General features: G+C 60.2%; 26 protein-coding genes and 3 tRNA genes. 17 read left to right on the top strand and 12 right to left on the bottom strand.

What is annotated here, in order from left to right:
* Positions 1-53: 53 nt before the first annotated feature.
* The 8 genes from mutY (at position 54) to ACGLWX_RS17055 (ending at position 4,838) form a co-directional block, all read left to right on the top strand.
* Positions 54-1,145: an A/G-specific adenine glycosylase gene (mutY, locus tag ACGLWX_RS17020; protein ID WP_396241506.1), complete on the top strand. Its 1,092-nt coding sequence runs from the start codon at positions 54-56 to the stop codon at positions 1,143-1,145.
* Positions 1,146-1,185: 40 nt separating this feature from the next.
* Positions 1,186-1,461, top strand: coding sequence for an oxidative damage protection protein (locus ACGLWX_RS17025; RefSeq protein ID WP_252109610.1), 276 nt, complete (start codon positions 1,186-1,188; stop codon positions 1,459-1,461).
* A 155-nt stretch (positions 1,462-1,616) separates the two neighbouring features.
* Positions 1,617-1,692, top strand: a tRNA-Phe gene (locus ACGLWX_RS17030).
* A gap of 6 nt (positions 1,693-1,698) precedes the next feature.
* Positions 1,699-1,773, top strand: a tRNA-Gln gene (locus tag ACGLWX_RS17035).
* A gap of 71 nt (positions 1,774-1,844) precedes the next feature.
* Positions 1,845-1,920: transfer RNA gene (locus ACGLWX_RS17040), tRNA-Thr, on the top strand.
* 704 nt (positions 1,921-2,624) lie between these two features.
* A complete protein-coding gene (locus ACGLWX_RS17045; RefSeq protein WP_396241508.1) occupies positions 2,625-2,921 on the top strand; it encodes a hypothetical protein in 297 nt (98 codons plus the stop codon).
* Between the two features lie 21 nt (positions 2,922-2,942).
* A complete protein-coding gene (locus tag ACGLWX_RS17050; RefSeq protein ID WP_396241510.1) occupies positions 2,943-3,860 on the top strand; it encodes a hypothetical protein in 918 nt (305 codons plus the stop codon).
* Positions 3,861-4,268: 408 nt separating this feature from the next.
* Complete coding sequence (locus tag ACGLWX_RS17055) at positions 4,269-4,838, top strand: hypothetical protein (protein WP_396241512.1); 570 nt, start codon at positions 4,269-4,271, stop codon at positions 4,836-4,838.
* A 68-nt stretch (positions 4,839-4,906) separates the two neighbouring features.
* Here ACGLWX_RS17055 and ACGLWX_RS17060 read toward each other — a convergent pair whose 3' ends face one another.
* Together ACGLWX_RS17060 and ACGLWX_RS17065 are read right to left on the bottom strand one after the other, a co-directional pair.
* Complete coding sequence (locus ACGLWX_RS17060) at positions 4,907-5,686, bottom strand: transporter substrate-binding domain-containing protein (RefSeq protein WP_396241514.1); 780 nt, start codon at positions 5,684-5,686, stop codon at positions 4,907-4,909.
* A gap of 103 nt (positions 5,687-5,789) precedes the next feature.
* Complete coding sequence (locus ACGLWX_RS17065) at positions 5,790-6,284, bottom strand: nucleoside deaminase (RefSeq protein ID WP_396241516.1); 495 nt, start codon at positions 6,282-6,284, stop codon at positions 5,790-5,792.
* Positions 6,285-6,538: 254 nt separating this feature from the next.
* Between ACGLWX_RS17065 and ACGLWX_RS17070 the strand changes: the two genes are divergently transcribed.
* Positions 6,539-7,030, top strand: coding sequence for a nucleoside deaminase (locus tag ACGLWX_RS17070; RefSeq protein WP_396241518.1), 492 nt, complete (start codon positions 6,539-6,541; stop codon positions 7,028-7,030).
* A gap of 81 nt (positions 7,031-7,111) precedes the next feature.
* Here ACGLWX_RS17070 and ACGLWX_RS17075 read toward each other — a convergent pair whose 3' ends face one another.
* The 5 genes from ACGLWX_RS17075 to ACGLWX_RS17095 all read right to left on the bottom strand — a co-directional run bounded on the left by ACGLWX_RS17075 (position 7,112) and on the right by ACGLWX_RS17095 (position 14,031).
* A complete protein-coding gene (locus ACGLWX_RS17075; protein WP_396241520.1) occupies positions 7,112-7,438 on the bottom strand; it encodes a hypothetical protein in 327 nt (108 codons plus the stop codon).
* Between the two features lie 209 nt (positions 7,439-7,647).
* The gene (locus tag ACGLWX_RS17080) at positions 7,648-10,494 is read right to left on the bottom strand and encodes a valine--tRNA ligase (protein WP_396241522.1); all 2,847 of its coding nucleotides are present in this window, start codon (positions 10,492-10,494) and stop codon (positions 7,648-7,650) included.
* 279 nt (positions 10,495-10,773) lie between these two features.
* On the bottom strand, positions 10,774-11,205 hold the full coding sequence (locus ACGLWX_RS17085; protein WP_396241524.1) for a DNA polymerase III subunit chi: 432 nt from the start codon (positions 11,203-11,205) through the stop codon (positions 10,774-10,776).
* 66 nt (positions 11,206-11,271) lie between these two features.
* Positions 11,272-12,384, bottom strand: a complete 1,113-nt coding sequence (locus ACGLWX_RS17090) for a branched-chain amino acid aminotransferase (protein WP_396241526.1) — start codon at positions 12,382-12,384, stop codon at positions 11,272-11,274.
* A gap of 138 nt (positions 12,385-12,522) precedes the next feature.
* Positions 12,523-14,031, bottom strand: a complete 1,509-nt coding sequence (locus tag ACGLWX_RS17095; RefSeq protein WP_396241528.1) for a leucyl aminopeptidase — start codon at positions 14,029-14,031, stop codon at positions 12,523-12,525.
* A gap of 135 nt (positions 14,032-14,166) precedes the next feature.
* Here ACGLWX_RS17095 and lptF point away from each other — a divergent pair, with 135 nt between their 5' ends.
* The 4 genes from lptF to bfr all read left to right on the top strand — a co-directional run bounded on the left by lptF (position 14,167) and on the right by bfr (position 17,414).
* Positions 14,167-15,243: an LPS export ABC transporter permease LptF gene (gene lptF, locus ACGLWX_RS17100; protein ID WP_396241620.1), complete on the top strand. Its 1,077-nt coding sequence runs from the start codon at positions 14,167-14,169 to the stop codon at positions 15,241-15,243.
* Entirely contained in the window at positions 15,243-16,322 is a 1,080-nt protein-coding gene (gene lptG, locus ACGLWX_RS17105) for an LPS export ABC transporter permease LptG (RefSeq protein ID WP_396241530.1), read from the top strand. The genes lptF and lptG overlap by 1 nt, the downstream gene beginning before the upstream one ends.
* A 209-nt stretch (positions 16,323-16,531) precedes the next feature.
* Entirely contained in the window at positions 16,532-16,738 is a 207-nt protein-coding gene (locus ACGLWX_RS17110; protein ID WP_252109622.1) for a (2Fe-2S)-binding protein, read from the top strand.
* A 190-nt stretch (positions 16,739-16,928) separates the two neighbouring features.
* Positions 16,929-17,414: a bacterioferritin gene (gene bfr, locus ACGLWX_RS17115; RefSeq protein ID WP_252109623.1), complete on the top strand. Its 486-nt coding sequence runs from the start codon at positions 16,929-16,931 to the stop codon at positions 17,412-17,414.
* A 105-nt stretch (positions 17,415-17,519) separates the two neighbouring features.
* Here the strand turns inward: bfr and ACGLWX_RS17120 are convergent, their stop codons facing one another.
* Both ACGLWX_RS17120 and sodC read right to left on the bottom strand, forming a co-directional pair.
* A complete protein-coding gene (locus ACGLWX_RS17120; RefSeq protein ID WP_396241532.1) occupies positions 17,520-18,989 on the bottom strand; it encodes a carbon starvation protein A in 1,470 nt (489 codons plus the stop codon).
* A gap of 209 nt (positions 18,990-19,198) precedes the next feature.
* Positions 19,199-19,756, bottom strand: coding sequence for a superoxide dismutase [Cu-Zn] SodC (gene sodC, locus ACGLWX_RS17125; RefSeq protein WP_396241534.1), 558 nt, complete (start codon positions 19,754-19,756; stop codon positions 19,199-19,201).
* Positions 19,757-19,905: 149 nt separating this feature from the next.
* On the opposite strand from sodC, the gene ACGLWX_RS17130 reads away from it, so the two are divergent.
* From ACGLWX_RS17130 to ACGLWX_RS17145, 4 genes are read left to right on the top strand one after another with little or no spacing between them, the layout of a single operon-like run.
* Positions 19,906-20,676, top strand: coding sequence for a pseudouridine synthase (locus ACGLWX_RS17130; RefSeq protein ID WP_396241536.1), 771 nt, complete (start codon positions 19,906-19,908; stop codon positions 20,674-20,676).
* 24 nt (positions 20,677-20,700) lie between these two features.
* A complete protein-coding gene (gene tcdA, locus ACGLWX_RS17135; RefSeq protein ID WP_396241537.1) occupies positions 20,701-21,570 on the top strand; it encodes a tRNA cyclic N6-threonylcarbamoyladenosine(37) synthase TcdA in 870 nt (289 codons plus the stop codon).
* Positions 21,567-21,785 carry a DUF1653 domain-containing protein gene (locus ACGLWX_RS17140; RefSeq protein WP_252109628.1) on the top strand — a complete coding sequence of 73 codons (219 nt, stop codon included), beginning with the start codon at positions 21,567-21,569 and terminating at the stop codon, positions 21,783-21,785. The genes tcdA and ACGLWX_RS17140 overlap by 4 nt, the downstream gene beginning before the upstream one ends.
* A 44-nt stretch (positions 21,786-21,829) precedes the next feature.
* Positions 21,830-22,738: an MBL fold metallo-hydrolase gene (locus ACGLWX_RS17145; protein WP_396241539.1), complete on the top strand. Its 909-nt coding sequence runs from the start codon at positions 21,830-21,832 to the stop codon at positions 22,736-22,738.
* 16 nt (positions 22,739-22,754) lie between these two features.
* Here the strand turns inward: ACGLWX_RS17145 and ACGLWX_RS17150 are convergent, their stop codons facing one another.
* From ACGLWX_RS17150 to ACGLWX_RS17160, 3 genes are all read right to left on the bottom strand, one after another.
* Positions 22,755-23,870 (bottom strand): metallophosphoesterase, encoded by a 1,116-nt coding sequence (locus tag ACGLWX_RS17150; RefSeq protein ID WP_396241541.1) that lies wholly within the window; start codon positions 23,868-23,870, stop codon positions 22,755-22,757.
* Positions 23,871-23,966: 96 nt separating this feature from the next.
* Positions 23,967-25,382, bottom strand: a complete 1,416-nt coding sequence (locus ACGLWX_RS17155; RefSeq protein WP_396241543.1) for an FAD-dependent oxidoreductase — start codon at positions 25,380-25,382, stop codon at positions 23,967-23,969.
* Positions 25,382-26,329 carry a polysaccharide deacetylase family protein gene (locus ACGLWX_RS17160; protein ID WP_396241545.1) on the bottom strand — a complete coding sequence of 316 codons (948 nt, stop codon included), beginning with the start codon at positions 26,327-26,329 and terminating at the stop codon, positions 25,382-25,384. The genes ACGLWX_RS17155 and ACGLWX_RS17160 overlap by 1 nt, the downstream gene beginning before the upstream one ends.

Below are 26,329 nucleotides of genomic sequence, written 5' to 3' on the forward strand. Positions count from 1 at the left end.
GCCTCTGCGCCGGCGCTTTTTTTCCTGCATTACCCGCGGAGTGTTTTCACCCCATGGCCGAGACGCCGACGCCGTGTTTGACGGCTTTTGAGTTCCAACGCCGGCTGCTGGCCTGGTTCGACCAGTACGGCCGCCACGACCTGCCCTGGCAGTCGCCGCGCAGCGCCTACCGCGTGTGGATTTCCGAGATCATGCTGCAGCAAACCCAGGTCACGACCGTCATTCCCTACTTCGAGCGCTTCATGGAGCGCTTCCCCACGCTAATCGCACTGGCCAACGCCGACCAGGACGAGGTGCTGCACCTATGGACCGGGCTTGGCTACTACGCCCGCGCCCGCAACCTGCACAAGGCCGCCCAAACCGCGCGTGACGAACACGAAGGCGAGCTGCCCGTCGAGAGCGTCGAGGCGCTTATGGCGCTGCCCGGTATCGGCCGCTCGACCGCGGGCGCCATCATCGCCCAAAGCCAGGGCGCTCGCGCGCCCATTCTGGATGGCAACGTCAAACGCTCGCTCACAAGGCTTCACGCCGTGCCCGGCTGGCCCGGTAAGCCCGCCGTCGAGCGCGCGCTGTGGTCACTAGCCGACTACTTTACCCCCTTTGATCGCCTTGCCGACTACACCCAGGCGATCATGGACTTCGGCGCCACGCTCTGCACCCGCGCCCGGCCGGACTGCGTGATCTGCCCGTTCAACGACGTGTGCGCTGCCTATAAAGAGGGGGCGCCGCAGCGCTATCCCGAGTCCAAGCCGAAAAAGACCTTGCCCACCCGCGACACGCTGATGCTGGTGCTGCGCGACGAAGAGGGCCGCGTATGGCTCGAGCAGCGCCCGTCGACCGGGCTTTGGGGCGGGCTTTGGAGCTTGCCCCAGTTCGACGACCGCGCCGCGCTCAGCGATTGGCTCGAGGCCTTTACCGACAGCGCGATTATCGAGCCTGCGCTTCCCGGCTTTACCCACACCTTCAGCCACTTTCGTTTGGCGATCATCCCGCAGCCGGCGCGCTGCGCAGGAATCAGCGGCGTGCGCGAGAAGGGCGTCTGGTTCGACCCGATGGACCCGCCGGCGCTGGGCCTGGCCGCGCCGGTCAAATCGCTTTTGAAACAGCTCGCGCCGTTTTCGCTTGATCCCACCCCGGGGCCCTGACCCATACTCAGGGGCAACTCACCCATCAAGGAGCACCTTCATGAGCAACACCGTTTTCTGCCGCAAGTACCAGCAGGAACTCCCGGCACTCGCCTTTCCGCCGCTGCCCGGCAAGAAAGGCCAGGAGATTCAGGCCACGGTTTCCCAAAAGGCTTGGGAAGAGTGGCAGGCGCTTCAGACCCGCCTGATCAATGAAAAGCATCTCAACATGCTCGAGCCGGAATCGCGCCAATACCTGATGACGCAGATGGAGCGCTTTCTGGACAACGAAGACACCGACCAGGCCGAAGGCTACGTGCCGCCCAGCCAGCCCTAAAGGCCACTCCAGCGCCCGCCGGGCGGGCGTTTGCCGGCCTAGGCCGGGCAGGGCGAAAAGAGCGGGGTGTGCCCTAACCTCGTGAACGGAAAGAAAGTTTCACAAAGGTGTTGACGAAAAGCGGCGTTTTTAGTTTAATACGCACCGTTGGCAGCGGCCAGATAGCTCAGTTGGTAGAGCAGGGGATTGAAAATCCCCGTGTCGGCGGTTCGATTCCGTCTCTGGCCACCACACTGCTGGGGTATCGCCAAGTGGTAAGGCACCGGTTTTTGGTATCGGCATTCCCAGGTTCGAATCCTGGTACCCCAGCCATTGCCAACAAGATTTCTTGTTGACTGACTCGCTTCACGCAAGCCAGTCAAATGTTCAAGAAAACGTGAAGCGCCGACATAGCTCAGTTGGTAGAGCAACTGACTTGTAATCAGTAGGTCCCGGGTTCGACTCCTGGTGTCGGCACCATTTAAAACAATGGTAAAGCTAAAACGTTAAAGAACACGAAAAGCCGCCTTATAAGGCGGCTTTTTTGTATGCGCAATTCATGCCCTTCAAGCGATAAACCCTCCTGCACGAATGTTTCTTCTCCTCTCGCGGTTTTGGAAGGTCGCTAAAGATAACGCCTTATCTTAGTGTAATCAGTGTGTCTGCGGCGCTTTCAAGCGCTTGTGTAGCCCACGCCTACGAGTCCACCTATCAGGTTTTCAGTCGTCCTCAGAAGCCCGATATACCCCCATTTTGACTCTGTTTCGTCTACGATTGTGTGATATCTTCGAGTTGAATCTTAATTAGCCTCTGTGCTGGTCTTCGGGAGCCAATGTGGGATAGCTAACCATTTGCTAAAAGTGGCCGAAGAACACGCTATGGCTGATGACAGGCGAGACGAACGAGGAATGCGGTCAAGTGAGCCCCTGGATCGAGAGGGCGCGAAGCATGTTGAAGAAAGCGGGGACAGATACCGATTATCAAAGCGGGCAGTGAATAACTGGTTTCACAGCGGCAAGGGTTGTGGGTAAGGGGGCAAGGGGGATGGGAACAGGAGAAGCAGCACAAGACCTATTTAGTCATCTTATAAAATTGGCCATCCTGTTCGCTGGGGTGGCCATTTTGTATATATGGCTTGAAAACAAATTACTAAAGAAGCTCAAGAAAAAAAGAGGTAAACGATAATGCAAGGGAATGACCAGAGTTTTGCTAACGCATGGGGAGAGCTTGAGGCAAGCTTGCAGCAAGTCTTGTACTACGCGCTGCTAAGCGATCTTTTTATGTTTATAGCAATATCAGTTTTTGTTGGTTGCTGTTGTGTAATCGCGGTGAACTTTAAACGATATGTTAGTGAAAGCTCTAAAGTTAAACGGGTAGAAAAACAGTATTATTCAATTCGTACTGAGCGTGAAAGACTTGAGGCTAAAAAGTTAAAGCTCGAACTCGGGCTAATTGACGATATAAATAAGCTAACCTCATAAAAACTAAACAGGTGAGTTGCTATGAACAAGAAAGATGTAGTTGTTATGGGGTCTAATGAGCCTCAGAAAAAAACAGCTTTTATAGTCACACCTATCGGAAATGATAATACGAGTGTGAGAAGGGCGACAGATGGCTTAATAAAGTCTGTGCTAGAGCCAGTTCTTTTAGAGTTTGATTATGAGTCAAAAGCCTCACATCAAGAAAATGATTTAGGCTCAATATCGGTAAAAGTAATAAAGCATTTGCTAGAAGATGATTTAGTTATTGTTAATCTTTCTCACTTAAATGCTAACGTGATGTATGAGTTAGGAATCAGGCATGCTACTGGGAAGCCAGTAATCCTTATCTCTGATAAAGATACCGAGCTTCCATTCGATACAAGAGATCAAAGAACCATATTTTATAGCAATGATATGATGGGCGGCATTGAACTAACAAAGCGTTTACACGCAATTCTAAGCGATGAGCAGAAGTTGTTAAGTAATGAAAGTAATCCTATATATATGGCGGCTTATGATAGTGTTGTTACAAAATCAATTATGGATAAAGTTAATAAAGCTAGTGTTAGTAGTGAAGAAAAAGATTTAGTTGAGCTTGTCTTAAGCAAAATGGATAAGATAGAGAAAAATATTAATGGTAGACATGCTAATTATCCTATAAATGAAAGTAAATTTGATGGTGTTTTTTCATCTTTTATAAGTTATGTAAAAAACTCTATTGATAATTTAGGCTTTATTCGACATAACGGGTATTTATATGCAGGCTGTGACTTTAAAACTATATTGGATATATCCAGTAAAGAATTAATGAAAGAAGGTTTTGTCGTAGGTGATACATATGAGTTTGAGGGTGTTTACGTATTAAAAGTGAAAAGTTCCGATGTTCAAGAGGCATTCAAGTTTGAAAGAATTATAAGAGAGAACATATTGCCATTCTGATGGCACGACAGTGTCCACAGAAACATGCCAAAACGATTTTTCGACTGTACGTAAGTGACTGAATAATGCGTTTTTGTGCTAGTGTGTGCCGCTAGGGCAGGTTCTTGTAATCAGTAGGTCCCGGATTCGACTCCTGTGTCGGTACCATTGAAAATTTTTACAAAGCAAAGCGTTACAGAACATGATTAAGCCGCCCTTAGGGGCGGCTTTTTCGTATGTGTCTACAAAGTGTCCACGGTGTGGATACCCCATCTTTCAGTTTCAGAAAATTTCGACGTGCGATTCATGGTCGCGATAAATCACGGCCACCACCAAAGATTGGGCGCTCCTTTCATGGCCGTACTGAGCGCTCGCTGGTACATCCGAGTTAAATGCGTTAAAAAATCCCAAAAGCAAAGGAGGGCGAGTATGCAGTGGAAAAAAGCATTGGTGATGAGCGCGGTATATCTATGTTCCGGAGCCGCTATAGCCGATATGCCAGAGCAGTATGAAACCGTGGAAGAACTGATGGAGGCCCATCAGGATTACACGGCTGCAAACCACACCTTCCATATGTGGTTCCCTCAATATCCTCGTTTTCGGCTTTCGAGCTTAACGACCGCGAACGAGCCCGAAAGCGTCACCTACTATAACAACTGGCGTGCGGCGGCTTATGGGATCTATGACGTCTTTGCGCATACGTCCATACCGCGCGTGACCGTCACCGCTGTACCTTATCGGGAGGCGTCTTCTGAAAAAGCCGATGACGACGACTTTTTGAACGATTACTCCATCCTCATTCAGATAGACCGCGACCAGGCGCTCGACGCCCTTTCAGGGCTTATCGACGTGGACTCGCTGACCGCTGTGAAGACCAAAACCGAGCAGGGCTGGGAGTGGTCCGAAGACTTTCTCGACGTCTACTACGAAGACAGAAGCCCCGGACTCGACGCGCTGATCGCCGAGTTAAAACCTTACTGTAATAACGCTTGTGAATAGCCCTGTGAACGGCCGTTTCATGACACGCCTGGCGTTGGCCTAAGGGTTCAGGCCAACGCTCTCAAAACCTAAATCTTGATGTCGTAGTCGACGTACTTGTGCATCAACTCATCGTAGGTGCCGTCTTCCTTGATGGCGCGCAGCGCCTGATTGAACTGCTCGGCCAGGGCTTCGTTGCGGCGGTTGAAAGCGGCCGCCACGCCGTGGCCAAAGTAGCTTTTGGGTTCGCGGACCAGGTCTGAGCTGGTCACGAACTCGCTTTCATCGCCGTTCACGTTGAGCGAGGAAAGCGCGAGAGGGTAGTACATGAACGCGGCATCCAGGCGGCCCGCCCTCATATCCACCGCGATGTCCTCTCCCGTGGTGTAGCGGGTCACGTCGACCAGGTCACCGTACGTATCGGTAATGTACTCATCGCGGATGGTTCCCCGTTGTACGCCCACCTTGAGTCCGTTCAGCGCGTCGCGGTCGTTAACATCGATCTCGTGTCCTTCGGCGGTCACCCATACGCTGGGATTGCTGTAGTACGGTTCGGAAAACAGAATGCGCTCCTGACGCTCTTCCGTAATCGCCATGGACGACATCACTACGTCGTACTTACGCGCCATCAGGCCCGGGATGATGCCATCCCAGTTCTGCTCCACCCACTCGCACTCACGTTCGATACGTCGGCATACTTCGTTACCCAGATCGACTTCGAAGCCGGTGATGGTGCCGTCAGGCAGGCGGTATTGAAAAGGTTCGAACGGCACATCCACCGCTATCCGTAAAGGATCATCGGCGTACGTTGGCGCGCCAACGGCGAGCGATGCCAACAGGGCAACCACACAAACGGGTCTGCGTAACATGGGCCTATCCTCGTTATAGTCGTTATGAGAGCTGGCTGAATAAGTTATCACGCTAATTTTTGAGTCGCCATGCTCGAAAAGGCAAGCCTCTTTTCAGGTGCCGCTAGTCGCTTACCGATGAAGCAACACCACGATACCGGCAGTGCAGCTCATATACCGCCCGAGCCAGCGCCTCATCCGGCCCGCTGACCGGCATTTTCGGCGCTACCTGCTCGATGGTCAGCGGCGCCACCGGCGGACTTTCGAGCCCCCACGCTTTGTGCCAGGCAGCAAGCTGTTTGGAAGAGCTGGCGTAGACGATGGGGCCAAGGCCGGCCCAAGCGTGGGCGGCGGCGCACATGGGGCAGTGTTCACCGGAGGTGAACACCGTAGCCGTGCGCCGCGCTTCAGCGTCCAGGTGCTGCGCTGCCCAGCGGGCGAGCTCGAATTCCGGGTGCTGGGTGGCGTCAACGCTGTTGATCTGGTTTCGGGCCTCGCGCAGCACAACGCCCTGCGCGTCGGCGAGCACCGAGCCAAAGGGCTCGTCGCCGGCCTCGAGGGCCTGCTCGGCGAGGGCGACGGCGCGCTGGAGTAACTGATGGCGCTGGGTGGCATTCATGGAAAGCTCCTGTTCGAACGGGCCATTAGGCCAAGCGTAGCACCTGAGCGTTGCCTTGAAGCGAAGGGGGCGATTTCGACCCGCACGTTGGGATATTTCGACTATCTTTCATGTTCCACCGCGAGCTTGGGGTTGGCTCTCCAGCCTTGCGGTAAAGGCTTCAAAAGCGCTTGGCCACACGTGGGCAAGGTCGTTGAGGAGCGGTTGGCGAACAGGATGTTTACCTCGATAGATCAAAAGGAATCGAAGACCCCATGACTCAAACACACACGCCCGAAACCCTTATCCAGCGTAGCGTCGAGCTGGCGCTTAATAACGTCGAATCAGGGGGAAAACCCTTCGCCTGCATCGTCGTGGATCGACACTCCGGCGAGATCGTGCATGAAGCGACCAATCAGGTGTCGCAAAGCGGTGATCTCACCGCGCATGCCGAGATAACCGCCATCCGTGAGCTGGCCTCCAAGGGTAGAACCGATCTTAACGGGTGCGATGTCTACATTACCGCTTACCCGTGCCCCATGTGTCTTGGGGCGCTGTATTACGCGGCCCCGGAACAGGTGTACTTTGCCGCCACGCGCGAGCAGGAAGGCGAGCACTACGAAGACGGCGGGCGCTACATGACGCTCGAAACGTTTTATGACGAGTTCGCCAAACCCATTGCCCAGCAGAACCTGCCTTTCACGCAGATGAGCGTCGAGGACCCCACGGCGCCGTTTCGGCTCTGGACTCATCGCCATAAGGGCTGAAATCGGCAGTGGCCAAGCGCTGCTGGCCACTGTTGCTTGAAAATGTTGCCCGGGTAGCGAGGCGCTGTCCGGACGCTGTAACTAAGGAGAGGGCGGCTTGCGCCCTCTGCGTCGCCAAGTGGCGATGAGCGCTACAAGCAGGCAGGTCAGCGCCGGCGCCAGTACGTCCAGTATCGAATCCAGGTGCCACCCTTTGTACACACCTTCGAACAGGCCCACCGGCTGGGTCTGGCCCCACTCCCAGCCGCGCGCAACGGCCAGCCGGTACTCGTGCTGGGCGATCTCGTGGCCCAGAAACATCGCCACGGCCAGCGCCCCGGACACCCACAGCGTGACGCGAGGCAGCAGCGCGAGCAGAAGCTGAATGCCGAGGCCGATCAGCACGTGTTCCAGGTGGCTCATGTTCATAAGACGACCGTTAACGGTGAGGCAGGCTTCAGGCATCAATGCGATCACACAGTGAAAGGCATTCGGGTGACATGAAGCGCCGGGATAAAGATGTTGAAAGCATCGCGTGCAATCGGTTCGCCTGATCCATGTGCTTGGCGGGCGCCGCACGATACAAAAAAACCGGCTCCTGAAAGAGCCGGTTGCGTGATGGAAGCGAGCCTCAGGAGTTAAAGCGCTTCGATCTTAGACTTCTGCTCTTGCAGCAGCGTTTTGGCCGACTGGAACTCGGCGAGCTTGGCGCGCTCTTTGTCGATGACCGCGGCCGGCGCCTTGGCGGTGAAGCCTTCATTACCCAGCTTCTTCTCGACGCCGCCGATCAGCTTGTCCTGCTTCTCGATCTCTTTGTTCAGGCGCGCAAGCTCCGCGTCCTTATCGATGAGATCCGCCATCGGCACCAGCACTTCCATATCGCCGACCAGTTGGGTGGCGGACAGCGGCGCCTCACTCGGGTTGGCAAGCCAGGTCACGCTTTCGAGCTTGGCCAGTTTCGACAGGAATAGGCGGTTGTTATCGAGGCGCTCCGCGTCCGCCGGCTGGCCCTTGGTGAGCAGCACGTCCAGCGGCTTGCCCGGGGCGATGTTCATCTCGGCGCGGATGTTGCGCACGGCGATGATCACACCCTTGAGCCACTCGATGTCGCGCCCGGCCTGCTCGTCGATGCGGCTTTCGTCCGCCTGCGGCCAGGCTTGCGTCATGATCGAGGCGTCACCGCCCGGATGACGGCCGGCCAAGGGGGCCACGCGCTGCCAGATCTCTTCGGAAATGTAGGGCATCATCGGATGCGCCAGGCGCAGGATGGTTTCGAGCACGCGCACCAGCGTACGGCGAGTGCCACGTTTGGCCTCGAGCGTGGCACTTTCATCCCACAGTACCGGTTTGGAAAGCTCCAGATACCAGTCGCAGTACTCGTTCCAGACGAACTCGTAAAGCGCCTGGGAGGCGTGGTCAAAACGATACTCGTCCATCGCTTTGGTAACCTGGGCCTCGGTCTTTTGCAGCTCGGAGATGATCCAGCGGTCCGCCAGCGAGAGCGTCACGGCTTCGTCACCGGCGCCGCAGTCTTCGCCTTCGGCGTTCATCAGCACGTAGCGCGAGGCGTTCCACAGCTTGTTGCAGAAGTTGCGGTAGCCGTCCAGACGGTTCATGTCGAACTTGATGTCGCGCCCGGTGGTGGCCTGGGACAAAAACGTGAAGCGCAGCGCGTCGGTGCCGTGGGGCTCGATGCCGTCCTTGAACTCGTCCTTCGTCGCCTTGGCGATCGCCTTGGCTTTCTGCGGCTGCATCATGTTGCCGGTGCGCTTTTCCAGAAGCGCGTCAAGGCTGATGCCGTCGATCAAATCGATCGGGTCGAGCACGTTGCCCTTGGATTTCGACATCTTCTGGCCTTGGCCGTCGCGCACCAGGCCATGCACGTAGACGGTCTTGAAGGGCACCTCGCCGGTGAACTTGAGCGTCATCATGATCATCCGGGCAACCCAGAAGAAGATGATGTCGAAACCGGTCACCAGCACGCTGGTGGGGTGGAAGGTCTCGAGTTCCGGCGTCTTCTCCGGCCAGCCCAGCGTGCCGAAGGTCCAGAGGCCCGAACTGAACCAGGTGTCCAGCACGTCCTCGTCCTGTGTCAGCGTGATATCGCCGCCCAAGCCGTGTTTCTCGCGAGCTTCCTCTTCGGTGCGCGCCACATAAACGTTGCCCTGCTCGTCGTACCAGGCGGGAATGCGGTGACCCCACCAGAGCTGGCGCGAGATGCACCAGTCCTGCAGGTCACGCATCCAGGCGAAGTACATGTTCTCGTAGTTCTTCGGCACGAACTGGATGTCGCCGTTCTCGACCGCCTCGATGGCGGGTTTGGCGAGCTGATCGACGGCCACGAACCACTGATCGGTCAACAGCGGCTCGATGACATCCCCGGAGCGGTCGCCATAGGGCAGGGTGTTGTTGACGCTTTCCACCTCGACCAGCAGGCCGAGGGCATCCATGTCGGCGACGATCTGCTTGCGCGCTTCAAAACGATCCAGGCCTGCGTACTTGGCGGGCAGGGTGGCGTCTTCGTTCGGCTGGGGCTGGCCCTTGAGATCGAAGATCTCGGCGCGCTCCAGAATGGTCGCATCCTTGGAGAACACGTTGATCAACAGATGGTTCTGGCGCTTACCGACTTCGTAGTCGTTGAAGTCGTGGGCCGGCGTGATCTTGACGCAGCCCGAGCCCTTTTCCATGTCCGCGTGCTCGTCCGCAACGATCGGAATGCGCCGGCCCACTAGCGGAAGCTCGATGAACTGACCGATCAGCGAGGCGTAGCGGGCGTCGTCCGGGTTCACCGCCACGCCGGTATCGCCTAAAAGCGTTTCCGGGCGAGTGGTGGCGACGACGATATGATCGTGGCCGTCGGCGGTTTGCACGCCGTTGGCCAGCGGGTAGCGGAAGTGCCAGAAGCTGCCCTGCTGCTCCTTGTTCTCGACTTCCAGATCCGAGATCGCAGTGTGCAGCGTCGGGTCCCAGTTGACCAGGCGCTTGCCGCGATAGACGAGCTTCTCCTCATGCAGGCGCACGAAGACTTCCTGCACCGCCTTGTAGAAGCCGTCGTCCATGGTGAAGCGCTCGCGCGACCAGTCAACGCTGGCGCCCATGCGGCGCAGCTGGCGGGTAATGTGGCCGCCGGACTCCGCCTTCCACTCCCAGATCTTGTCGGTGAACGCCTCGCGCCCGAGATCATGGCGCGTCTTGCCCTCTTCGGCGGCGACCTTGCGCTCGACCAGCATCTGGGTCGCGATCCCCGCGTGGTCGGTGCCCACCTGCCAGAGCGTGTTGTTGCCCTGCATCCGTTTCCAGCGCGTCAGGGTATCCATGATGGTGTCCTGGAACGCGTGGCCCATGTGCAGGCTGCCGGTCACGTTGGGCGGCGGAATCATGATGGAGAAGGGCGCGCCCTGGCCTGACGGCGCGAAGCGGTTGTCCGCTTCCCAGCGCGCGTACCAGCGGGTTTCGATCTGTTCGGGTTGGTAGGTCTTTTCCATGGAGCGACTCACAAACGATGCCTTCTCGAGCCACGCCCGAGGTAAGCATGAAATTCATAAAGGGAGCGAAAAATGGCGGCCAGTATAGCGCGATATGGAGGTGGGCGTCAGGCGTGCGTCCCCAGCAGAAACTCGGTGACGTTGCGCACCAGCACCTCGGGTGAACGTTCAGCGGCCGCTTTCAGCCTGCCCAGAGAAGCAAGGGTATGTGCCAAGGTAATTGTCCAACAGTCTGTTGGACAATTACCTTGCTTAACCAGGCCCTAACTCAAAACGGTATCAGCCGATCTTGTGCGGCACCACCTCGTGGCCAAGCTCCTTGTAACGCTGCCAGCAGGCGCGCTTGGCGATGAGCACCTGCTGGTGCTGGTTGATGATCTCCGCTACGCGGGTAAAGCGCTCGATACCCTCGGGAATCTCCGGGTGCAGGTTCAAAAGCGCGGTCTCTTCACGGGGGGAAGGCAGTTCGCCAAAGCCAAGCGTGATGGGGACGCTCGCGGCCAGGTCGCTGCCTTCGATCGCGTGGGGCAGGTAGGCATCATCGCGGAAGGTCCAGAGCGCGTCGTCGGCCTGTTCGGCGAGTGCCTGGTCTTCACAGTGCAGGTGCAGCCGGTAGCCCTTGCGGTGGATGGTGTCTGCCAGTTTGCAGGCAAAGGCGAGCCGCGCCTCCAGGGTGGTGTCCTGAAGAATGTAGAAGTCGATTCGCGCCATGGGGCTTCTGCCTTGCAAGGGTCGGTAGGAGTGAAGCGCCGCCGCGCGAGGCGGCGGCGGGAGGGGTTACACCAGTTGGGTCAGCCAGCCGTGTTTGTCGTCGCTGCGGCCATACTGGATGTCCAAAAGCGCCTTGCGGATGCGCATGGCCACCTCGGAACCACCGTCGCCCTTAACGCGGATGCGCTCGTGCTCGGTTACCAGCTCGCCTACCGGGGTGATGACCGCGGCGGTACCGCAGGCGAACACCTCGGTGATCTCGCCGGACTCGGCGCCTTCGCGCCACTCGTCGATGCTGATGGGGCGCTCTTCCGGCGTCAGGCCCATGTCTTTAGCCAGCGTGAGCACCGAGTCGCGGGTCACGCCTTCGAGGATGGTGTCGGTCAGGCGCGGGGTGACCAGGCGGCCATCCTTGTAAACGAAGAACAGGTTCATGCCGCCAAGCTCTTCGAGCCACTTGCTCTCGGCGGCGTCCAGAAACGCGACTTGGCCGCAGCCGTGGCTTTCGGCTTCCTTTTGCGCGGCAAGCGAGGCCGCGTAGTTGCCGCCGCATTTGGCAAAGCCGGTGCCGCCGGGGGCGGCGCGCTTGTAGGTCGACGACAGCCAGATCGACACCGGATTCACGCCGCCCTTGAAGTAGGAGGCCGCGGGTGAGGCGATAACGTAGTAGTCGACCTCGTGGCTCGGGCGCACGCCAAGAAACGCCTCCGAGGCGATCATGAACGGGCGCAGGTACAGGCTGCACTCGTCGGCGTCGCTTTGCGGCGTGGGCACCCAGGCGCTGTCCTGGGCGAGCAGCGCCTGAACCGAACCGATGAAATCCTCATCCGAGAGTTCGGGCAGGGCCAGGCGGCGGGCACTACGGCGCATGCGCTCGGCGTTTTTCTCCGGGCGGAAGGTCCAGACCGAGCCATCTGCGTGGCGGTAGGCCTTGATACCCTCGAAGATTTCCTGGCCATAGTGCAGCACCGCGGCGGCCGGGTCCAGCGTGAGCGGGCCGTAGGGGCGCACCTGGTGGCCGTGCCAGTCGGCGTCGACGGTCCAGCGGACGTGGGCCATGTGGTCGGTGAAGTGGCGGCCGAACCCCGGGTTTTGAAGAATGCTTTCGCGAATGTTCTCCGCCGTGGGCAGGTTGGACGGCAGGATTTCGAAACGATTGGCTGAACTGGCAGTGGGCACGGCGTGTGGTCTCCGCAAAATACCCCCGCAGGGGCTGACATTAAAAAGAGGGAAGGCGCCCGGGCTTGCGGGCGCCTTATGGCCTTCAGGTTTAACGGTTGTGATCGCGAAAGGCAACCGTTAGGCGATCGAGGCGGGTTATTTCACCCCGGTTTCGATCTGGGCATCGGTTTCGCGATCCAGCAGGTACTGGGTCAAAAGCCCGACCGGCCGACCGGTGGCGCCTTTCTGCTTGCCCGAGTGCCAGGCGGTGCCGGCAATATCCAGGTGCGCCCAGGGGAAGTGATCGGCAAAGCGCGAGAGAAAACACGCCGCGGTGATCGTCCCCGCCGGGCGCCCGCCGATGTTGGCCAGATCCGCGAAGTTGGAGTCGAGCTGCTCCTGGTACTCGTCCCAAAGCGGCAGATGCCAGGCGCGATCCCAGGCGCCTTCGCCGGCTTCCAGCACGTCGAGGGCCAGGTCGTCGTCGTTGGATAAAAGCCCGGTGGCGTGGTGGCCCAGGGCAACGATAGCGGCACCGGTGAGCGTGGCGATATCGATGACGCTGGCAGGCGTAAAGCGCTCGGCGTAGGTGAGCGCGTCGCACAGCACAAGGCGCCCTTCGGCGTCGGTGTTGAGCACTTCCACCGTCAGGCCCTTGAGCGTTTTGACGATATCGCCGGGCTTGGTCGCCGCGCCGTCGGGCATGTTCTCGGCGGCGGCGACGATGAACACTGCGTTGATCTTCGGCTTGATCTCAAGCACCGCCTTGACGGTGCCGAACACGCCGGCCGCGCCGCCCATGTCAAACTTCATCTCGTCCATGCCCTCGCCGGGCTTGAGCGAAATGCCGCCGGTATCGAAGGTGATGCCCTTGCCAACCAGCACGTGCGGCGCCTCGTCGGCATCTTCGGCGCCCTGGTAGCGCATCACGATCAGCCGCGAGGGCTCAACGCTTCCCCGGCCGACGGAAAGCAGCGCGCCGGCGCCGAGCGCCTCTTCGTCCAGAATCTCGACCGATAATGCGCCTTTGGAATCCCGCCCCAGGGTTTCGGCCTGCTCGGCCAGGTAGCGCGGTGTACAGACGTTGCCTGGAAGATTACCCAGCGTACGCGTGAAGTTGATGCCCTGGCCGATAGCCGTGCCGACTCGCGCGCCGTATTTGGCGCTTTCCACCTCGGCGCTGTCGGTAACGATCAGGTGAAGCGCGGTCAGCGTCGCCTTCGGTGCCGGCTGGGATTTGAACTGGTCGAAGCGATAAAGCGCGCGCTCGGCGGCTTCCAGCGTCTTGCGTGCCTTCCAGGCGGTGTCGCGCTCAAGTACCACGTCGGTAAAGGCCACGCTCGCATCGTCGATGGGCAGCTTTACCAGCGCCGTCATGGCGGCGTCGAGCGCCTTGAGAAAGGCCGCTTCCTGGCATTTTTCGCGCGCGCCAAGGCCCACTAGCAAGAGCCGCTCGGCGCCCAGGCCCGGGGCGAAGGGAATCAGTTGAACGTTACCCAGAGCCGCATCGAAGTCGCCGCGTTCGAGGAGTTGACCGATCAGCCGCTCGCTCGCGTCGTCGAGTTTCGCCACACACGGCAGTAACTCGCTATCTTTATAGACGGGCAGCACCAGGCAGGCCGTCTCGGCTTTGGCGGGATTGGCCGTTTGAACGGAAAATTCCATGACGTCTCCAACAAGACAAGCATCGAGGGATTCGCGATAATACCGCGATCGTACGTCGCTATCGTACGCTGGATTAGTGTACCCAAGCCATGGGCTCATTGCATGGCAACCTTGCAGGACTGGCCGGAGAGCGCGTTGATTTTATTTCGGTACTTGACTCGTGAAGTGTTACTCACCATGTCGGCGGTCGCCGGCATTTTGCTGCTGGTCATCATGGGTAGCCGCTTTATTCGCTACTTCGCCGATGCCGCCGAAGGCGACTTCCCGGTCACCATTCTGGGCAGTTTGATGTTCTATCATTTGCCAGGATTCATGGAGCTGATCCTGCCGTTGGCGTTCTTTCTCGGCATCCTGCTCGCCTACGGCCAGCTCTACATGAACAGCGAAATCACCGTGATGGTCGCCTGCGGCATGAGCCCCACGCGGCTTTTACGCGTGACGCTGTTGCCAGCGTCGATCGTGGCCATTCTGGTGGGGCTTTGCAGCCTGTGGCTGACCCCGGCGGGTTCGCTTCTGACCGAGGCGACCATCGAAGAGCAGCAGAGCCGCCTCGACGTGTCGGTGCTGGCGCCGGGGCGCTTTCAATCCTTTGGCAGCGGGCGCACCGCCTACATCAGCGGCTTCAGCGATAACGGCAACCGCATGCAGGAAGTGCTGGTCCACGAGCAGGCCCAGGCCGAAGAGGGCACGCACAGCTACGTAACCCGGGCGCGCTCGGGGTATCAGGAAACCAGCGTCGACACCGGCAGCCGCTTTCTGGTGCTGGAAGAGGGCGAGCGCTACGGCGTTACCCCCGGCGTGCAGGCAGCGGAGCGGCTGGTGTTCGATCGCTATACGCTGCGTCTGGGCCTGAGCCGCGACCGCCAGGAGCTCGACTCGCTGGAGTTCGCCACGACGCCGGAGCTTTGGCGCGATCCCGCCCCCCGCGCCCAGGCGCAGTTTCAGTGGCGCGCCGGGCTTCCGCTGATGGTGTTCGTGCTGGCGCTTCTGGCCCAGCCGCTTTCTCAGGTCAATCCGCGCCAGGGGCGCTTTGCCAAGCTCTTGCCCGCGGTCTTTTTGTACGTCGCCTATTTGAGCCTGCTGCTGGCCGCGGTGGACGCCATCGGCAGCCAAACGCTTGCCGCTACGATCGGCGTGTGGCCCGTTCACGGGCTGTTCTTGCTTCTGGGGGGCCTGCTGATCTGGCGCTCGCAACGTAAAGGAATGCGCTAATGTTTAGTGCCTTGAACCCTTTCGATCGACTGGATCGCTACATTGCCCGCAACGTGTTGGGCGCCATCATCATCGTGCAGTTCGTGCTGCTCGGTCTCGATATCACGATCGCCTACATTGGGGATCTCGGCGACACCCAAGGCAACTACTCGGCGCTGGACGTATTGGTCTATCTGGGCATGCGCCTGCCTTGGCGGTTTTATCAGTACGCGCCGGTGGCAGTGCTGATCGGCGCGCTGATAGGACTTGGCACCATGGCCTCGAGCAACGAGCTAACCGTGATGCGCGCCGCTGGGCGCTCGCTGGGGCGCATTTTGTGGGGTGTGATGAAGCCGGTGCTGGTCGTGGTCGCGGTGGTGCTTTTGGTGGCCGAGTTCGTCAGCCCCCGCACCGAGCAGTTCGCCGAGGCCTGGCGGCTGGAGCAGCGCCAGGGCGAGGGAACGCTGCTGCAAAGCCGCAGCGGCTGGCAGTTCGAAGGCGACAGCGTCTACCGCTTCGGCGCCATTCGCGCCGACGACGTGGTGCTCGATTTGACCCGCTACCGCTTTGAGGATCGCCGCCTGGTCGAGGCCACCCGTGCCGATCGCGCCAGCTGGGAGCAGGGCGCCTGGCAGCTCGAAGGCGTCAGCACCACGCGCATTTTCGAGGACCGTACCGAATCCGAGTATTTTGAACAAATGCCGTGGGAGACCGATCTAACCCCGACCCAGCTCGAACGCCTGTTGCGCGACATCGAAAGTCAGGCGCCCAGCGAGCTGTGGGCCTACGCCAATTTCCTGCAAAGCCAGGGCCAGAGCGCCGAGCAGCCGCTGCTTTACTTCTGGCAGAAGGTGCTGATGCCGCTCACCATGGGTTCGCTGGTGCTGATCGCCGCCTCCTTCGTGTTCGGCCCATTACGCACCGTTGCTGCCGGAACGCGGGTGTTCTATGGCGTCGTCACGGGGCTGGTGTTCAAGTACGTGCAGGACCTGCTGGCGCCGGCTTCGAGCATTTTCGGCTTCTCGCCGGTGTGGGCGGTGCTGGTGCCGACGCTCGTGTGCGCCGTGGTCGGACTCTTCTTCCTGCGCCGTAACGGCTAGCGCCCAACAGTCTGTACTGGCCGGGCCGTTTTGAAGCGGCCCGGCTTTTTTTTGCAATTTTTTTGGCCCCGTCGAAGCTCCTAACTTCCTGTATTAGTGCCATTAAAAAAGGGTCCGTTAAAAACTGCTGCTAAAGGGCATTGGATGACACTTGATAACTCCTATGCGAATCATTTACATTCACCTCACGCTTTTGTTGAGGTGATGTCATGTACGTATGTATGTGCAAGGGAGTTACCGACCACCAGATTCGCCGGGAAGTCAGCGACGGTGCGCGCAGCTGGCGCGACGTGCGTGAAGCCACCGGCTGCGCCACCCAGTGCGGCAAGTGCGCCTGCCTTGGAAAATCGATTACCCGTGAAGCGCTTCAAATAGAGCGTGAACAGGCCGATATGGGTCTCGCTTACGCCGTATGACGCGAATCACTATTGTTTGATTTGCCTTTAGCAAACGTTTGATTTGCTTGAATTTTTAATATCCTCGTCTATACTCTCATTCAACTGGGAGTACGCCCTTTATGCCGCTGCTCCTTTACTAACGTAACTGCTTGATTGATCGAAAAACCTTTGACGACAAAAAAGCGGTTCAGCTAAATAAAGGTGATACATGAAAGGCGATCCCAAGGTCATCCAGCATCTCAACATCGCGCTCGGCAACGAGCTCGTTGCGATCAATCAATACTTCCTGCACGCCAAAATGTACAAGGACTGGGGCCTCAAGGCGCTGGCCAAATGGGAGTACGATGAGTCCATCGAAGAGATGCAGCACGCTGATAAAATCATCGAGCGCATTCTGTTCCTGGAAGGCCTGCCCAACCTGCAAGACCTTGGCAAGCTGCACATCGGTGAAAACGTCAAGGAAATGCTCGAGTGCGATCTCAAGATCGAGCACGACGGCCGCAACGACTACATCGAAGCGATCACCTACTGTGAAAGCGTGAAGGACTACGTGACCCGCGACATGCTGCGTGATCTGCTGGCCGATGAAGAAGAGCACATTGACCACATCGAAACCGAACTCAGCTTGATCGACAAGGTCGGTATCCAGAACTACATGCAGCGCCAGATGCAAATGGCCGGCGAAAACGAATAATCCTTCGCCCGCCCAATAAAAAACCCCGAACCTGATTCGGGGTTTTTTTATGCCTGAAGAATGGGTGGGGGCGTGCCCCGGTGGCGATGCCGCCGGGGCTGGTGGTTAACGCTCGCCAGAGACGAACCCGGCAAAGCCGTGGCTCGATTCGGGCACCGGCTCGTCCACCGTGAAGGTGGCGCGGCTCAGGCGGCGTACGCGTTTCATGAACAGCGCGATGCATACTAGCGTGCCGAGCGCTGCCACGACGTAGCTAATCTGCAGCGGCAGGCCAAAACCGATCGGCGCGAAGGCAAGATAGGTAAAGGTCGCCATGGTCATGAACACGGCAGGAATCGCCGTGATCAGGTAGGGCTTGCGCGACAGCACCAGGTACATGGTGCCCACCCACAGCGCGATGACCGCGGTGGTCTGGTTCGCCCAGGAGAAGTAGCGCCACAAGAGCGTGAAGTCCATGTGGGTCAGCGCGTAGGAGATTACGAACAGTGGCAGGGCGATCATCAAGCGCTTGGCGATCGGCTTTTGTCCGATTTTCAGGTAGTCGGCGATGATCATGCGCGCGCTGCGAAACGCGGTGTCGCCAGAGGTAATCGGCAGTACGATGACGCCCAGAATGGCCAGCGTGCCGCCCACGGCGCCCAGCATGACAGTAGAGACTTCGCTCACGACCGCGGCCGGACCGCCGGCTGCCAGCACATCGGACAGCGACTGGTCACCGTAGAACAGGCTCATGGCGGCGGCGGCCCAGATCATCGCAATCACGCCTTCGGTAATCATCATGCCGTAGAAGATGCGACGGCCGCTGATTTCGTTCTCCGTGGTGCGCGAGATGATCGGCGTTTGGGTGGCGTGAAAGCCAGAGAGCGCGCCGCAGGAGATGGTTAAAAACAGCAGCGGGAAGATCGGTGCGCCGTCAGGGTGCATGTTCTGGAAGGAAAGCTCCGGAATCGGCGCGCCGGTGACGACCAGGCCGATGCCGATACCGGCGGCGCTGAAAAGCAGCAGCGCGCCGAAGTAGGGGTAGATGCGCCCGATCACCTTGTCGATCGGTAACAGCGTGGCGATCAGGTAGTAGGCGAAGATCGCCATCGTAATGCCGACCAGCGACATCGAGGTCATGTTCGCCAACAGCGTCGCCGGCGAGGTCACGAACACCGTACCGACCAGTAGCAGCAGTAGTAGGGCAAAACCGTTGACCACGTGCTTCATCGCCTTACCGAGGAACTTGCCCGCCAGCTGCGGCAGGTGCGCGCCGTGGTTACGAATCGAGATCATGCCGGTCAGGTAGTCGTGTACCGCACCGGCAAAGATGCAGCCGACCACGATCCAGACGAACGCCACGGGGCCGTATAGAGCGCCCAAAATCGGGCCGAAGATCGGGCCTACCCCGGCAATATTGAGTAGCTGAATGAGCGAGTTGCGCGTGGGGTTCATCGGCACGTAGTCGATGTTGTCGCGCATGCTAAAGGCCGGTGTCGGACGCTTTCGGTCGGCGACGAACACCCGATCCACGAACTTGCCGTAGGTGAAATACCCGACTATTAGCAGCAGTATCGATGCGATGAAAGTGATCATTGGGGTTACCCGGTGGTGGTCGGTGGCGAGGGGCAGATCGCGCGGGCGCTCGACCCGCGTGTCCAAACCCGCTGAATGTATCTGGTCGTGCGTGGATACGCTCTACGACTTTAGTTTCCCTTCGGGCAAATTGACCCATTGAGTGCCCACAAAAAAACGGGCAGCCTTTGGGCTGCCCGTTTCATGCGCGCTTCGTGGGTCGTTTGGGGTCAGGAAGTGGCCGAGGTGGTGCCGCACAGCATACGCGTGCCGCCGCCGCCCAAGTGCGGCTCGTCTTCATAGGTGTCGCCGCCTTCATGGATGATCAGCGCGCGGTCGGTCATGTCGTCCATGCTCAGGCGCGGTGCGAGTACCGGCAGGTTGGCTTCGCCGTCTTCGTTCACCGTCAGTACCGGCAGATCACCCAGGTGGCCGTCACCGTAAGGGCCCTGGTGAGTGTCGGTGCCTTCCGGGTCGTAGTGGCCGCCGGCGCTCTGGGCGGCGGTCATTTCACCATCATCGTTTTCGGCAGGTTCACAGCTTGAATTCTGGTGCAGGTGGAAGCCATAAACGCCAGGCTCGAGCCCGGTGATGGACGGGGTGAGCATGACGCCGCCGAACTCGGAGCTTTCGATGGTCACGGTACCCATGGCGTCCTGAACGCCTTCAGCGGTGACTTCGTGCATGTTCACTTCGAGCGCGGCGTCCGCGTCGTTGGTCTGTGCCTGGGCGGTCGTTGCCAGCAAAAGCGCGGCGGCGATACCGGTCAAAGGGGTCGCTAAACGCATGTCGTTTCTCTCCTTTCCTGTTCCGTGGAAGCCCCCGAAGGGGGTTCATAAAAGGTAGCTTCTTAAGCGTGCGAACGCCAACGACGAGCGCTAGTGACAACCGCTGGCGAAGCCGCGACAATGGCGCAACTTTTTTCGCGGGGAAGGCCATGGCGGCGCTACGCATTCTTTATCAGGACGAGCATCTGGTGGCCGTGCACAAGCCAGCCGGGCTTTTAGTACACCGCTCCAAGCTCGCCCGGGGCGAAACCACCTTCCTGCTACAGACGCTGCGCGACCAGCTGGGCCAGCGGGTTTACCCGGTTCACCGGCTGGACCGGCCGACCTCCGGCGTGATGGTCATGGCGCTCTCTTCCGAGGCCGCCAGCAAGCTAAGCCTGGCGTTCAACGAGCGCGAGGTCGAAAAGCGCTATCTGGCAGTCGTGCGCGGCAAGGCGCCTTTTGAGGAGACGCTCGACTACCCGCTGCGCGAAGAGGACGGCAGCCGCCCGAAAGCCGAAATGCCCGCTCTCAAGGCGCGCACCGATATTCAGCGCCTCGATAGCGTGGAGCTTCCGGTGCAGGTGGACCGCTATCCGGTGGCGCGCTACTCGCTGGTACAGGCCAGGCCGCTCACCGGGCGGCGCCACCAGATCCGCCGACACCTGTCGCGCCGGGGCTATCCCATCATTGGCGATGCCAAGCACGGCAAGAGCGTGCACAACCGGTTTTTCGCCGATGAACTCGGAACGCCCGGGCTGTTACTCGCCGCCAGCCAGCTCTGTTTCGAGCACCCTTGTCAGCCGCTGCGCCTGCGCATCGACTGCGCGCTGGAGCCGGCGATGGCGGCGCTGTTCGAGCGCCTTGGCTGGGCGGGGCATCTGCCGCGGGACCGCGTGCGCATCGACCCCGTCACGCCCAACGCTGATACCGCGCCCTGACCCGTTCATTACAGAGAGCCCTGCATGTCCATTGACGCCTCCATTGCCCCTTCGTCGGACGACGCTTCTGACTATGTTTCTGACTACGATTTCCGCTTTGGCGGCATTCGCCGCCTTTACGGTCAGCGCGCCGCCGATGCCTTTCGCTGCGCTCACGTGGTCGTGGTGGGCGTTGGTGGGGTAGGTAGCTGGGCGGCGGAGGCGCTGGCGCGCTCCGGTATCGGCACGCTCACGCTGATCGATCTCGACGACGTGTGCGTTTCCAACGTCAATCGCCAGCTGCACGCCCTCGATGGCACCATCGGCCGGCCCAAGGTCGAGGTGCTGGCCGAGCGCTGTCGCCTGATCAACCCCGCTATCGAGATCATCGCCGATACCGCCTTTGTGACGCCGACGAACTTGGCCGAACGTATCCCCGAAAGTGCCGATTACGTGGTGGATGCCATCGACAGCGTGATCGCCAAGGCCGCGCTGATTAGTTGGTGCAAGCGGCGAAAGCTTCCGATCATTGTCACCGGCGCGGCGGGCGGGCAGACCGATCCCACCCGTATTCAGGTGGCGGATCTCACCCGCACCGAGCACGATCCGCTGCTCGCCAAGGTGCGCGCGCGCCTGCGCCGGGATTTCGGCTTTTCACGTAACCCCAAACGGCGCTTCTCGGTGGCCTGCGTCTACTCCGATGAGCAGCTCGTCTATCCGGGCAGCGACGGCGAAGTGTGCCTGCAAAAGCCCGCAAGCGGCGAAGCCACTCGGCTGGACTGCGCCTCAGGCTTCGGCGCGGCCACCTTCGTCACCGGCACCTTCGGCTTCGTGGCGGCCTCGAAGGTGCTCGAGCGGCTGGCGAAAAACGCCCGCCTCGACGTCAACGCGACACCTGAGGAGAACACCCCATGACCCCACCCGTTCCCGGCATCTACCGCCACTATAAAGGCGCACTTTACGAGGTGCTTGGCACCGCGCAACACAGCGAAACCGAGGAGCCGCTGGTGGTCTACCGGGCGCTTTACGGCGAGTATGGCCTGTGGGTAAGGCCGCTTGCCATGTTCATGGAAACCGTTGAGGTACAAGGCCAGCAGCAGCCGCGCTTCGCGCTCGAAAAGGCGTTTTAATCACTCGGCGCCCGGCTATCATTCGCTGCCCATCAGGAGCCCGCATGAAAACATTCCAGCACTCGCCCGCCGTTCAACCAGGCCAGCCTGAGGTGGCGGGCTTTTACGACCCGCGCACCGGTAGCGTTCAATACATCGTCAGCAACCCGGCCACCAAGGCCTGCGCGATCATCGACCCGGTGCTGGATTTCGACGAGAAATCCGGCGCCACCGCCACCTACCACGCCGACGAGCTGCTCGACTACGTGGCGAAACACGAGCTACGCGTCGAGTGGATACTGGATACCCACCCCCACGCGGATCACTTCTCCGCGGCGCAGTATCTAAAGAAAAAGACCGGAGCGCCGACCGCGATCGGCGAGCACGTAACGAAAGTGCAGGCACTGTGGAAGGAGATCTACCACTGGCCGGAGATGCCCACGGACGGGCGCCAGTGGGACCGGCTGTTCGCCGAAGGCGATACGTTCCAGATTGGTGAGCTAAAGGCGCGGGTGATGCACTCGCCGGGCCATACGCTGGCCTCGATCACCTACGTGGTAGAAGATGCGGCGTTCGTTCACGACACGCTTTTTCAGCCGGATTTCGGCACCGCCCGGGCGGACTTCCCCGGCGGCGACGCCCGCGCGCTGTGGCGCTCCATTCAGCAGATTCTAAGCCTGCCCGACGAGACCCGGCTGTTCACCGGCCACGATTATTGCCCGGGCGGTCGCGCCCCGGCCTGGCAAAGCAGCGTCGCCGAGCAGCGCGAGCAAAACCCGCACCTGGCGGAACAAAGCGAGGCGCAGTACGTGGCGTTTCGCCAACAGCGCGACAGCGAGCTGCCCATGCCCAAGCTGATTCTGCACGCACTGCAGGTCAATACTCTGGGCGGGCGTCTGCCCGAGCCGGAAGCCAACGGCAAACGCTACCTGAAAATTCCGCTCGACGCGTTGGGTGAGGGTCGCTGGACGTAGCGCTTACTCGACCGGCTCAGCGCGCGTGCAGCGTAATGCGCGTAAGCTCTGACGGCTTGCCCAAACGCAGGGCGAAACCGGGCCAGAGCGCGGTGCCGCTGTTGAGGTATAGCGTCATGCCGTCGAGCGCGTAGAGGCCCGAAACGAAGCCTTCGTTGGCGCGCGCCACCAGCCGATCGAACCCCACCATCATGCCGCCGTGGGTGTGGCCGGAAAGCTGCAGATCGACACCCTGGCCAGCCGCGCGGCGCGCGTTTCGCGGCTGGTGGTCGAGCAGGATGACCGGGGCGCCGGGAGGCGCTCCTTCGAGCGCTTTGGTAACGTCCGGCCCCGTATCGCCGTGCTCGGCGGCGGAGGCGTCGTTGACCCCGGCCAGCACCAGCGCGGCGTCGCCGCGCTTGATCACCACATGCTCGTTGGAAAGCGTGCGCATACCGAGCGTGCGGTAGTGCGCCATCCATGTCTCATAGCCAAAGTAGTACTCGTGGTTGCCAGTGCTTGCGAACACGCCGTCGGGGGCGGTGAGTAAGGTAAGCGGGGCGACATCGTCACGGCGTGCTTCCAGAGTGCCGTCGATCAGGTCGCCGGTGATCAGGATGACGTCCGCGCCGAGCGCGTTGGTTTTCTCGACTACGTCTTCCACCCAAGGCGCTTGGAACAGCCGGCTGATGTGCAGGTCGGTCAGATGCACGATCTCATAGCCTTCGAACGCCTCTGGCAGCCCGTCGATGGCGATATCGACCTCCTTGAGGGTCGGCACCCGCGCGGCCTGGCTCACGGCGAAGGCGGCCACGGCTAACGCCACTAGGCTTAGCGCGTAGCGAAGCGCGGCGGGGATACTGAGCTTGCGGCGTTTGATCAGCGCCAGCACCAGGGTGAGCGCATCGACCGCGAGCTGCATCAGCGCCAGAAAGAGCATCGCCCCAAACAGCGTATTGACGAGCAGCACCACCGCTCGAGGCACCTCCGGCGAGAACATGCTGCCAAAGGCGAGCTGGGTCAAAAGGTGGTGCTGCGAGACGAGCAGCAACATCGCCGAGAGTACGACCTTACTCCAAAGCGGCCAAGCCAAGGGCGCCAGTACCCGGAGAATCACGATCAGGCAGGGCAGTGAAATCAGCAGATGAAACATGAGTGATGCTCGTGGTGGCGCATTGGGGCGTGCCAGCAAACCACGAAATCAACGCCTTGGCAAAAGTCTCGATGCCGCCGCATCAACGCCGGGATATCAGGCCTCGTTGTCGGTGGCCTGTAAAAGCGCCGCCGCGCTTTGCCCGGCGACGGCGCCCAGCACGACGGCACTCAATAGACCGTTGCCCGAGAGATAGCCGCTATCGCCGGCGCCGGAAACGCCCCGCGCTGCGCCGCCGCCGGCGAACAGGTTGGGCAGCCTCTGGCCGTTGGTATCCAGCACTCGTGCCTGGGGATTCACTTCGAGTCCGCCCTGGGTGTGAAACAGCGCTCCGGTAACGCGGACGGCGTAGTAAGGCGGTGACAGCAGGTTGGCGGGTTCGAAAACGCGGCCGAACGTGTCCGGTGTCTGCGTTCGGGAGTGGCGATGCATATCGTCGACGGCCGACTCCAGTGCGGCGAGCGGCAGGTCGAGGCTTTCGGCCAAGGCCTCTAGCGTGTCGAAGGCGCGTATCGCGCCGGCGTCAAAGGCGTTACGGTAATCCTCGAACTCAAGCGCGTTTTCATGAATACGTTCGTCGAAAATATTCCAGGCGATGCCCTCGGGCTGGGCGAGTACGTTGGCGGCCTGCTCGGAGTAGCCGCCGTGCTCGTTGGAGAAGCGCTCCCCCAGCACGTTGACCTGCAAGCCGCCCTGCATCATCAGTGCCCAGCTGATCAAAATCTGGTGCGGGGTGGCAAGCGAGCCGTGGCCCTGGCAGGCGGCCAGGTCCTTCGTGCTCGCACCCATCGCCTCGCCCCAGAGCAGCGCATCGCCCTGGTTGCCCTCGTGGCCGTAGTAGAGCGCCTCCTTGAGCGAGGGAATGTGGCGCTTTACCAACTCGGCATTTCCGCCGTATCCGTTGCAGGCCAGAATCAGGGCGTCGCAGCCAATACGCTCGCGACTGCCGTCGGGGCGTGTGATCGTCACGCCGCGCACCCGTTGGGCCTCGTCCACGTGCAGGTCCTCGACCCGCGCTTGGGTGAGAACATCCACGCCGGCACGCTCGGCGGCGTTCAAAAGTGCGCCCATTAGCTCCTCGCCGGTGCGCCGAGGCGTGGCGTGCATACGCAGTCGCCGGTGGCCGGGGTAGAGAAAGCCATCGACCAGCTCAAAAGGCACGCTGTGATCGTTGGCCAGCCACTCCACGGTCGGCCCCGATTGCTCGGCCAGCAGCTCGACGATCGCTTGATCGGCCTCGAAGCCGTTCTTGCGCTGAATATCCTCGGCCATGAGGCCGGGGGTGTCATCGACTTCCAGTGCCTTTTGAAAGCGAGTGCCAGCGGCGGGAATGAAGCCTTGTGACATCGCGGTGCTGCCGCGGGGCAGCGCATCGCGTTCGAGCACGGCGAGTTCAATACCCGCCTCACGCGCCTTGAGCGCCGCCACCAGCCCACAGGCGCCGGCACCGATGATGAGAAGCGGTAGGTGAAAATCGAAAGCCTCTGACGCGTGACAGGAGCGAACGGCCATTAGACAGCTCCCTTTTCGTCGTTGGGTTGAGCTTTCTTGAACGCGTCGAGAATTTCGCCCGCCGGCGCCTGCCAGACCTCCTCATGTTGGGCGATATGGGCGAGCACCTCTTCGAGACAGGCAATCCGGTGCGGCTGGCCGACGAGCCAGGGGTGAAGGTTGAGTGTGAACAGGCGAGCGCCGGCGTGCCGCGACTCTTCGAGTAGAAAATCGAACGCGTCCTTCACCTGCGCAACCCAGGAATCCTCCGAGTGAAGGTTCTGGCTCATGACGAACTGATCCTCGATCTCGGTGGTAAGCGGTATCATGGTGAGCTCGCCCGCGGCGGTTTTCCAGGCGTAGGGCAGCTCGTCGTTGACCCAGTCGGCGCAGTACTCGATGCCATTCTCGGTCAAAAGATCCGGCGTGTTGAAGCTCTGGTGCTTGGCGGGGCTGAGCCAGCCGCGAATGCGTTGGCCGGTCACGCGGTTAAGGGTCTCCACCGAGCGCTTGACCAGCTCGGCCTCTTCCTCGACGGGCTGGCCGCCGTAGTGCAGGTGATCCATGTTCCAGCCGTGAGCGATGAATTCGCCGCCGTGCTCTTGAAGGCGCTTGACCAGATAGGGCGTCTGCTCGGCGAGCTGGGCATTGATCGCGTAGGTCGGCGTGATGGCGTACTGCTCGAGGGCCTTGAGCACCCGATAGACGCCCACCCGGTTGCCGTAATCGCGCAGCGAAAAGTGGCGCAGGTCCGGATAGGGCATGGTCATGCCGTTGGGCACCTTGAACGGCTCGCCGCGCTGGTTGAGCGGGTAGAACTGCAGCGACACGTTGATCCAGACCGCCAGTGTCTTGCCACCGGGCCAGGTGATGGGCGCGCGCTCACCGAGCATCGACCAGTCATAGCGGTCGTGGTCGTAGCCATAGCGGCGCAGCGGGTACTCCAGGTAGTCGTCGTTGAGTGCCAT

The organism is Halomonas sp. HMF6819 (genome assembly GCF_044335525.1).
Classification (GTDB): domain Bacteria; phylum Pseudomonadota; class Gammaproteobacteria; order Pseudomonadales; family Halomonadaceae; genus Vreelandella.

What these genes read in the sequence shown, in the direction of transcription:
- ACGLWX_RS17120 (WP_396241532.1), bottom strand. Translation starts at nt 18,989, where the DNA reads ATGATCACTTTCATCGCATCGATACTGCTGCTAATAGTCGGGTATTTC.
- ACGLWX_RS17055 (WP_396241512.1), top strand. Translation starts at nt 4,269, where the DNA reads ATGCAGTGGAAAAAAGCATTGGTGATGAGCGCGGTATATCTATGTTCC.
- ACGLWX_RS17140 (WP_252109628.1), top strand. Translation starts at nt 21,567, where the DNA reads ATGACCCCACCCGTTCCCGGCATCTACCGCCACTATAAAGGCGCACTT.
- bfr (WP_252109623.1), top strand. Translation starts at nt 16,929, where the DNA reads ATGAAAGGCGATCCCAAGGTCATCCAGCATCTCAACATCGCGCTCGGC.
- sodC (WP_396241534.1), bottom strand. Translation starts at nt 19,756, where the DNA reads ATGCGTTTAGCGACCCCTTTGACCGGTATCGCCGCCGCGCTTTTGCTG.
- lptG (WP_396241530.1), top strand. Translation starts at nt 15,243, where the DNA reads ATGTTTAGTGCCTTGAACCCTTTCGATCGACTGGATCGCTACATTGCC.
- ACGLWX_RS17070 (WP_396241518.1), top strand. Translation starts at nt 6,539, where the DNA reads ATGACTCAAACACACACGCCCGAAACCCTTATCCAGCGTAGCGTCGAG.
- ACGLWX_RS17145 (WP_396241539.1), top strand. Translation starts at nt 21,830, where the DNA reads ATGAAAACATTCCAGCACTCGCCCGCCGTTCAACCAGGCCAGCCTGAG.
- ACGLWX_RS17085 (WP_396241524.1), bottom strand. Translation starts at nt 11,205, where the DNA reads ATGGCGCGAATCGACTTCTACATTCTTCAGGACACCACCCTGGAGGCG.
- ACGLWX_RS17160 (WP_396241545.1), bottom strand. Translation starts at nt 26,329, where the DNA reads ATGGCACTCAACGACGACTACCTGGAGTACCCGCTGCGCCGCTATGGC.
- ACGLWX_RS17060 (WP_396241514.1), bottom strand. Translation starts at nt 5,686, where the DNA reads ATGTTACGCAGACCCGTTTGTGTGGTTGCCCTGTTGGCATCGCTCGCC.
- ACGLWX_RS17050 (WP_396241510.1), top strand. Translation starts at nt 2,943, where the DNA reads ATGAACAAGAAAGATGTAGTTGTTATGGGGTCTAATGAGCCTCAGAAA.
- ACGLWX_RS17045 (WP_396241508.1), top strand. Translation starts at nt 2,625, where the DNA reads ATGCAAGGGAATGACCAGAGTTTTGCTAACGCATGGGGAGAGCTTGAG.
- mutY (WP_396241506.1), top strand. Translation starts at nt 54, where the DNA reads ATGGCCGAGACGCCGACGCCGTGTTTGACGGCTTTTGAGTTCCAACGC.
- ACGLWX_RS17075 (WP_396241520.1), bottom strand. Translation starts at nt 7,438, where the DNA reads ATGAACATGAGCCACCTGGAACACGTGCTGATCGGCCTCGGCATTCAG.
- ACGLWX_RS17095 (WP_396241528.1), bottom strand. Translation starts at nt 14,031, where the DNA reads ATGGAATTTTCCGTTCAAACGGCCAATCCCGCCAAAGCCGAGACGGCC.
- ACGLWX_RS17110 (WP_252109622.1), top strand. Translation starts at nt 16,532, where the DNA reads ATGTACGTATGTATGTGCAAGGGAGTTACCGACCACCAGATTCGCCGG.
- ACGLWX_RS17065 (WP_396241516.1), bottom strand. Translation starts at nt 6,284, where the DNA reads ATGAATGCCACCCAGCGCCATCAGTTACTCCAGCGCGCCGTCGCCCTC.
- ACGLWX_RS17155 (WP_396241543.1), bottom strand. Translation starts at nt 25,382, where the DNA reads ATGGCCGTTCGCTCCTGTCACGCGTCAGAGGCTTTCGATTTTCACCTA.
- tcdA (WP_396241537.1), top strand. Translation starts at nt 20,701, where the DNA reads ATGTCCATTGACGCCTCCATTGCCCCTTCGTCGGACGACGCTTCTGAC.
- ACGLWX_RS17150 (WP_396241541.1), bottom strand. Translation starts at nt 23,870, where the DNA reads ATGTTTCATCTGCTGATTTCACTGCCCTGCCTGATCGTGATTCTCCGG.
- ACGLWX_RS17080 (WP_396241522.1), bottom strand. Translation starts at nt 10,494, where the DNA reads ATGGAAAAGACCTACCAACCCGAACAGATCGAAACCCGCTGGTACGCG.
- ACGLWX_RS17130 (WP_396241536.1), top strand. Translation starts at nt 19,906, where the DNA reads ATGGCGGCGCTACGCATTCTTTATCAGGACGAGCATCTGGTGGCCGTG.
- ACGLWX_RS17025 (WP_252109610.1), top strand. Translation starts at nt 1,186, where the DNA reads ATGAGCAACACCGTTTTCTGCCGCAAGTACCAGCAGGAACTCCCGGCA.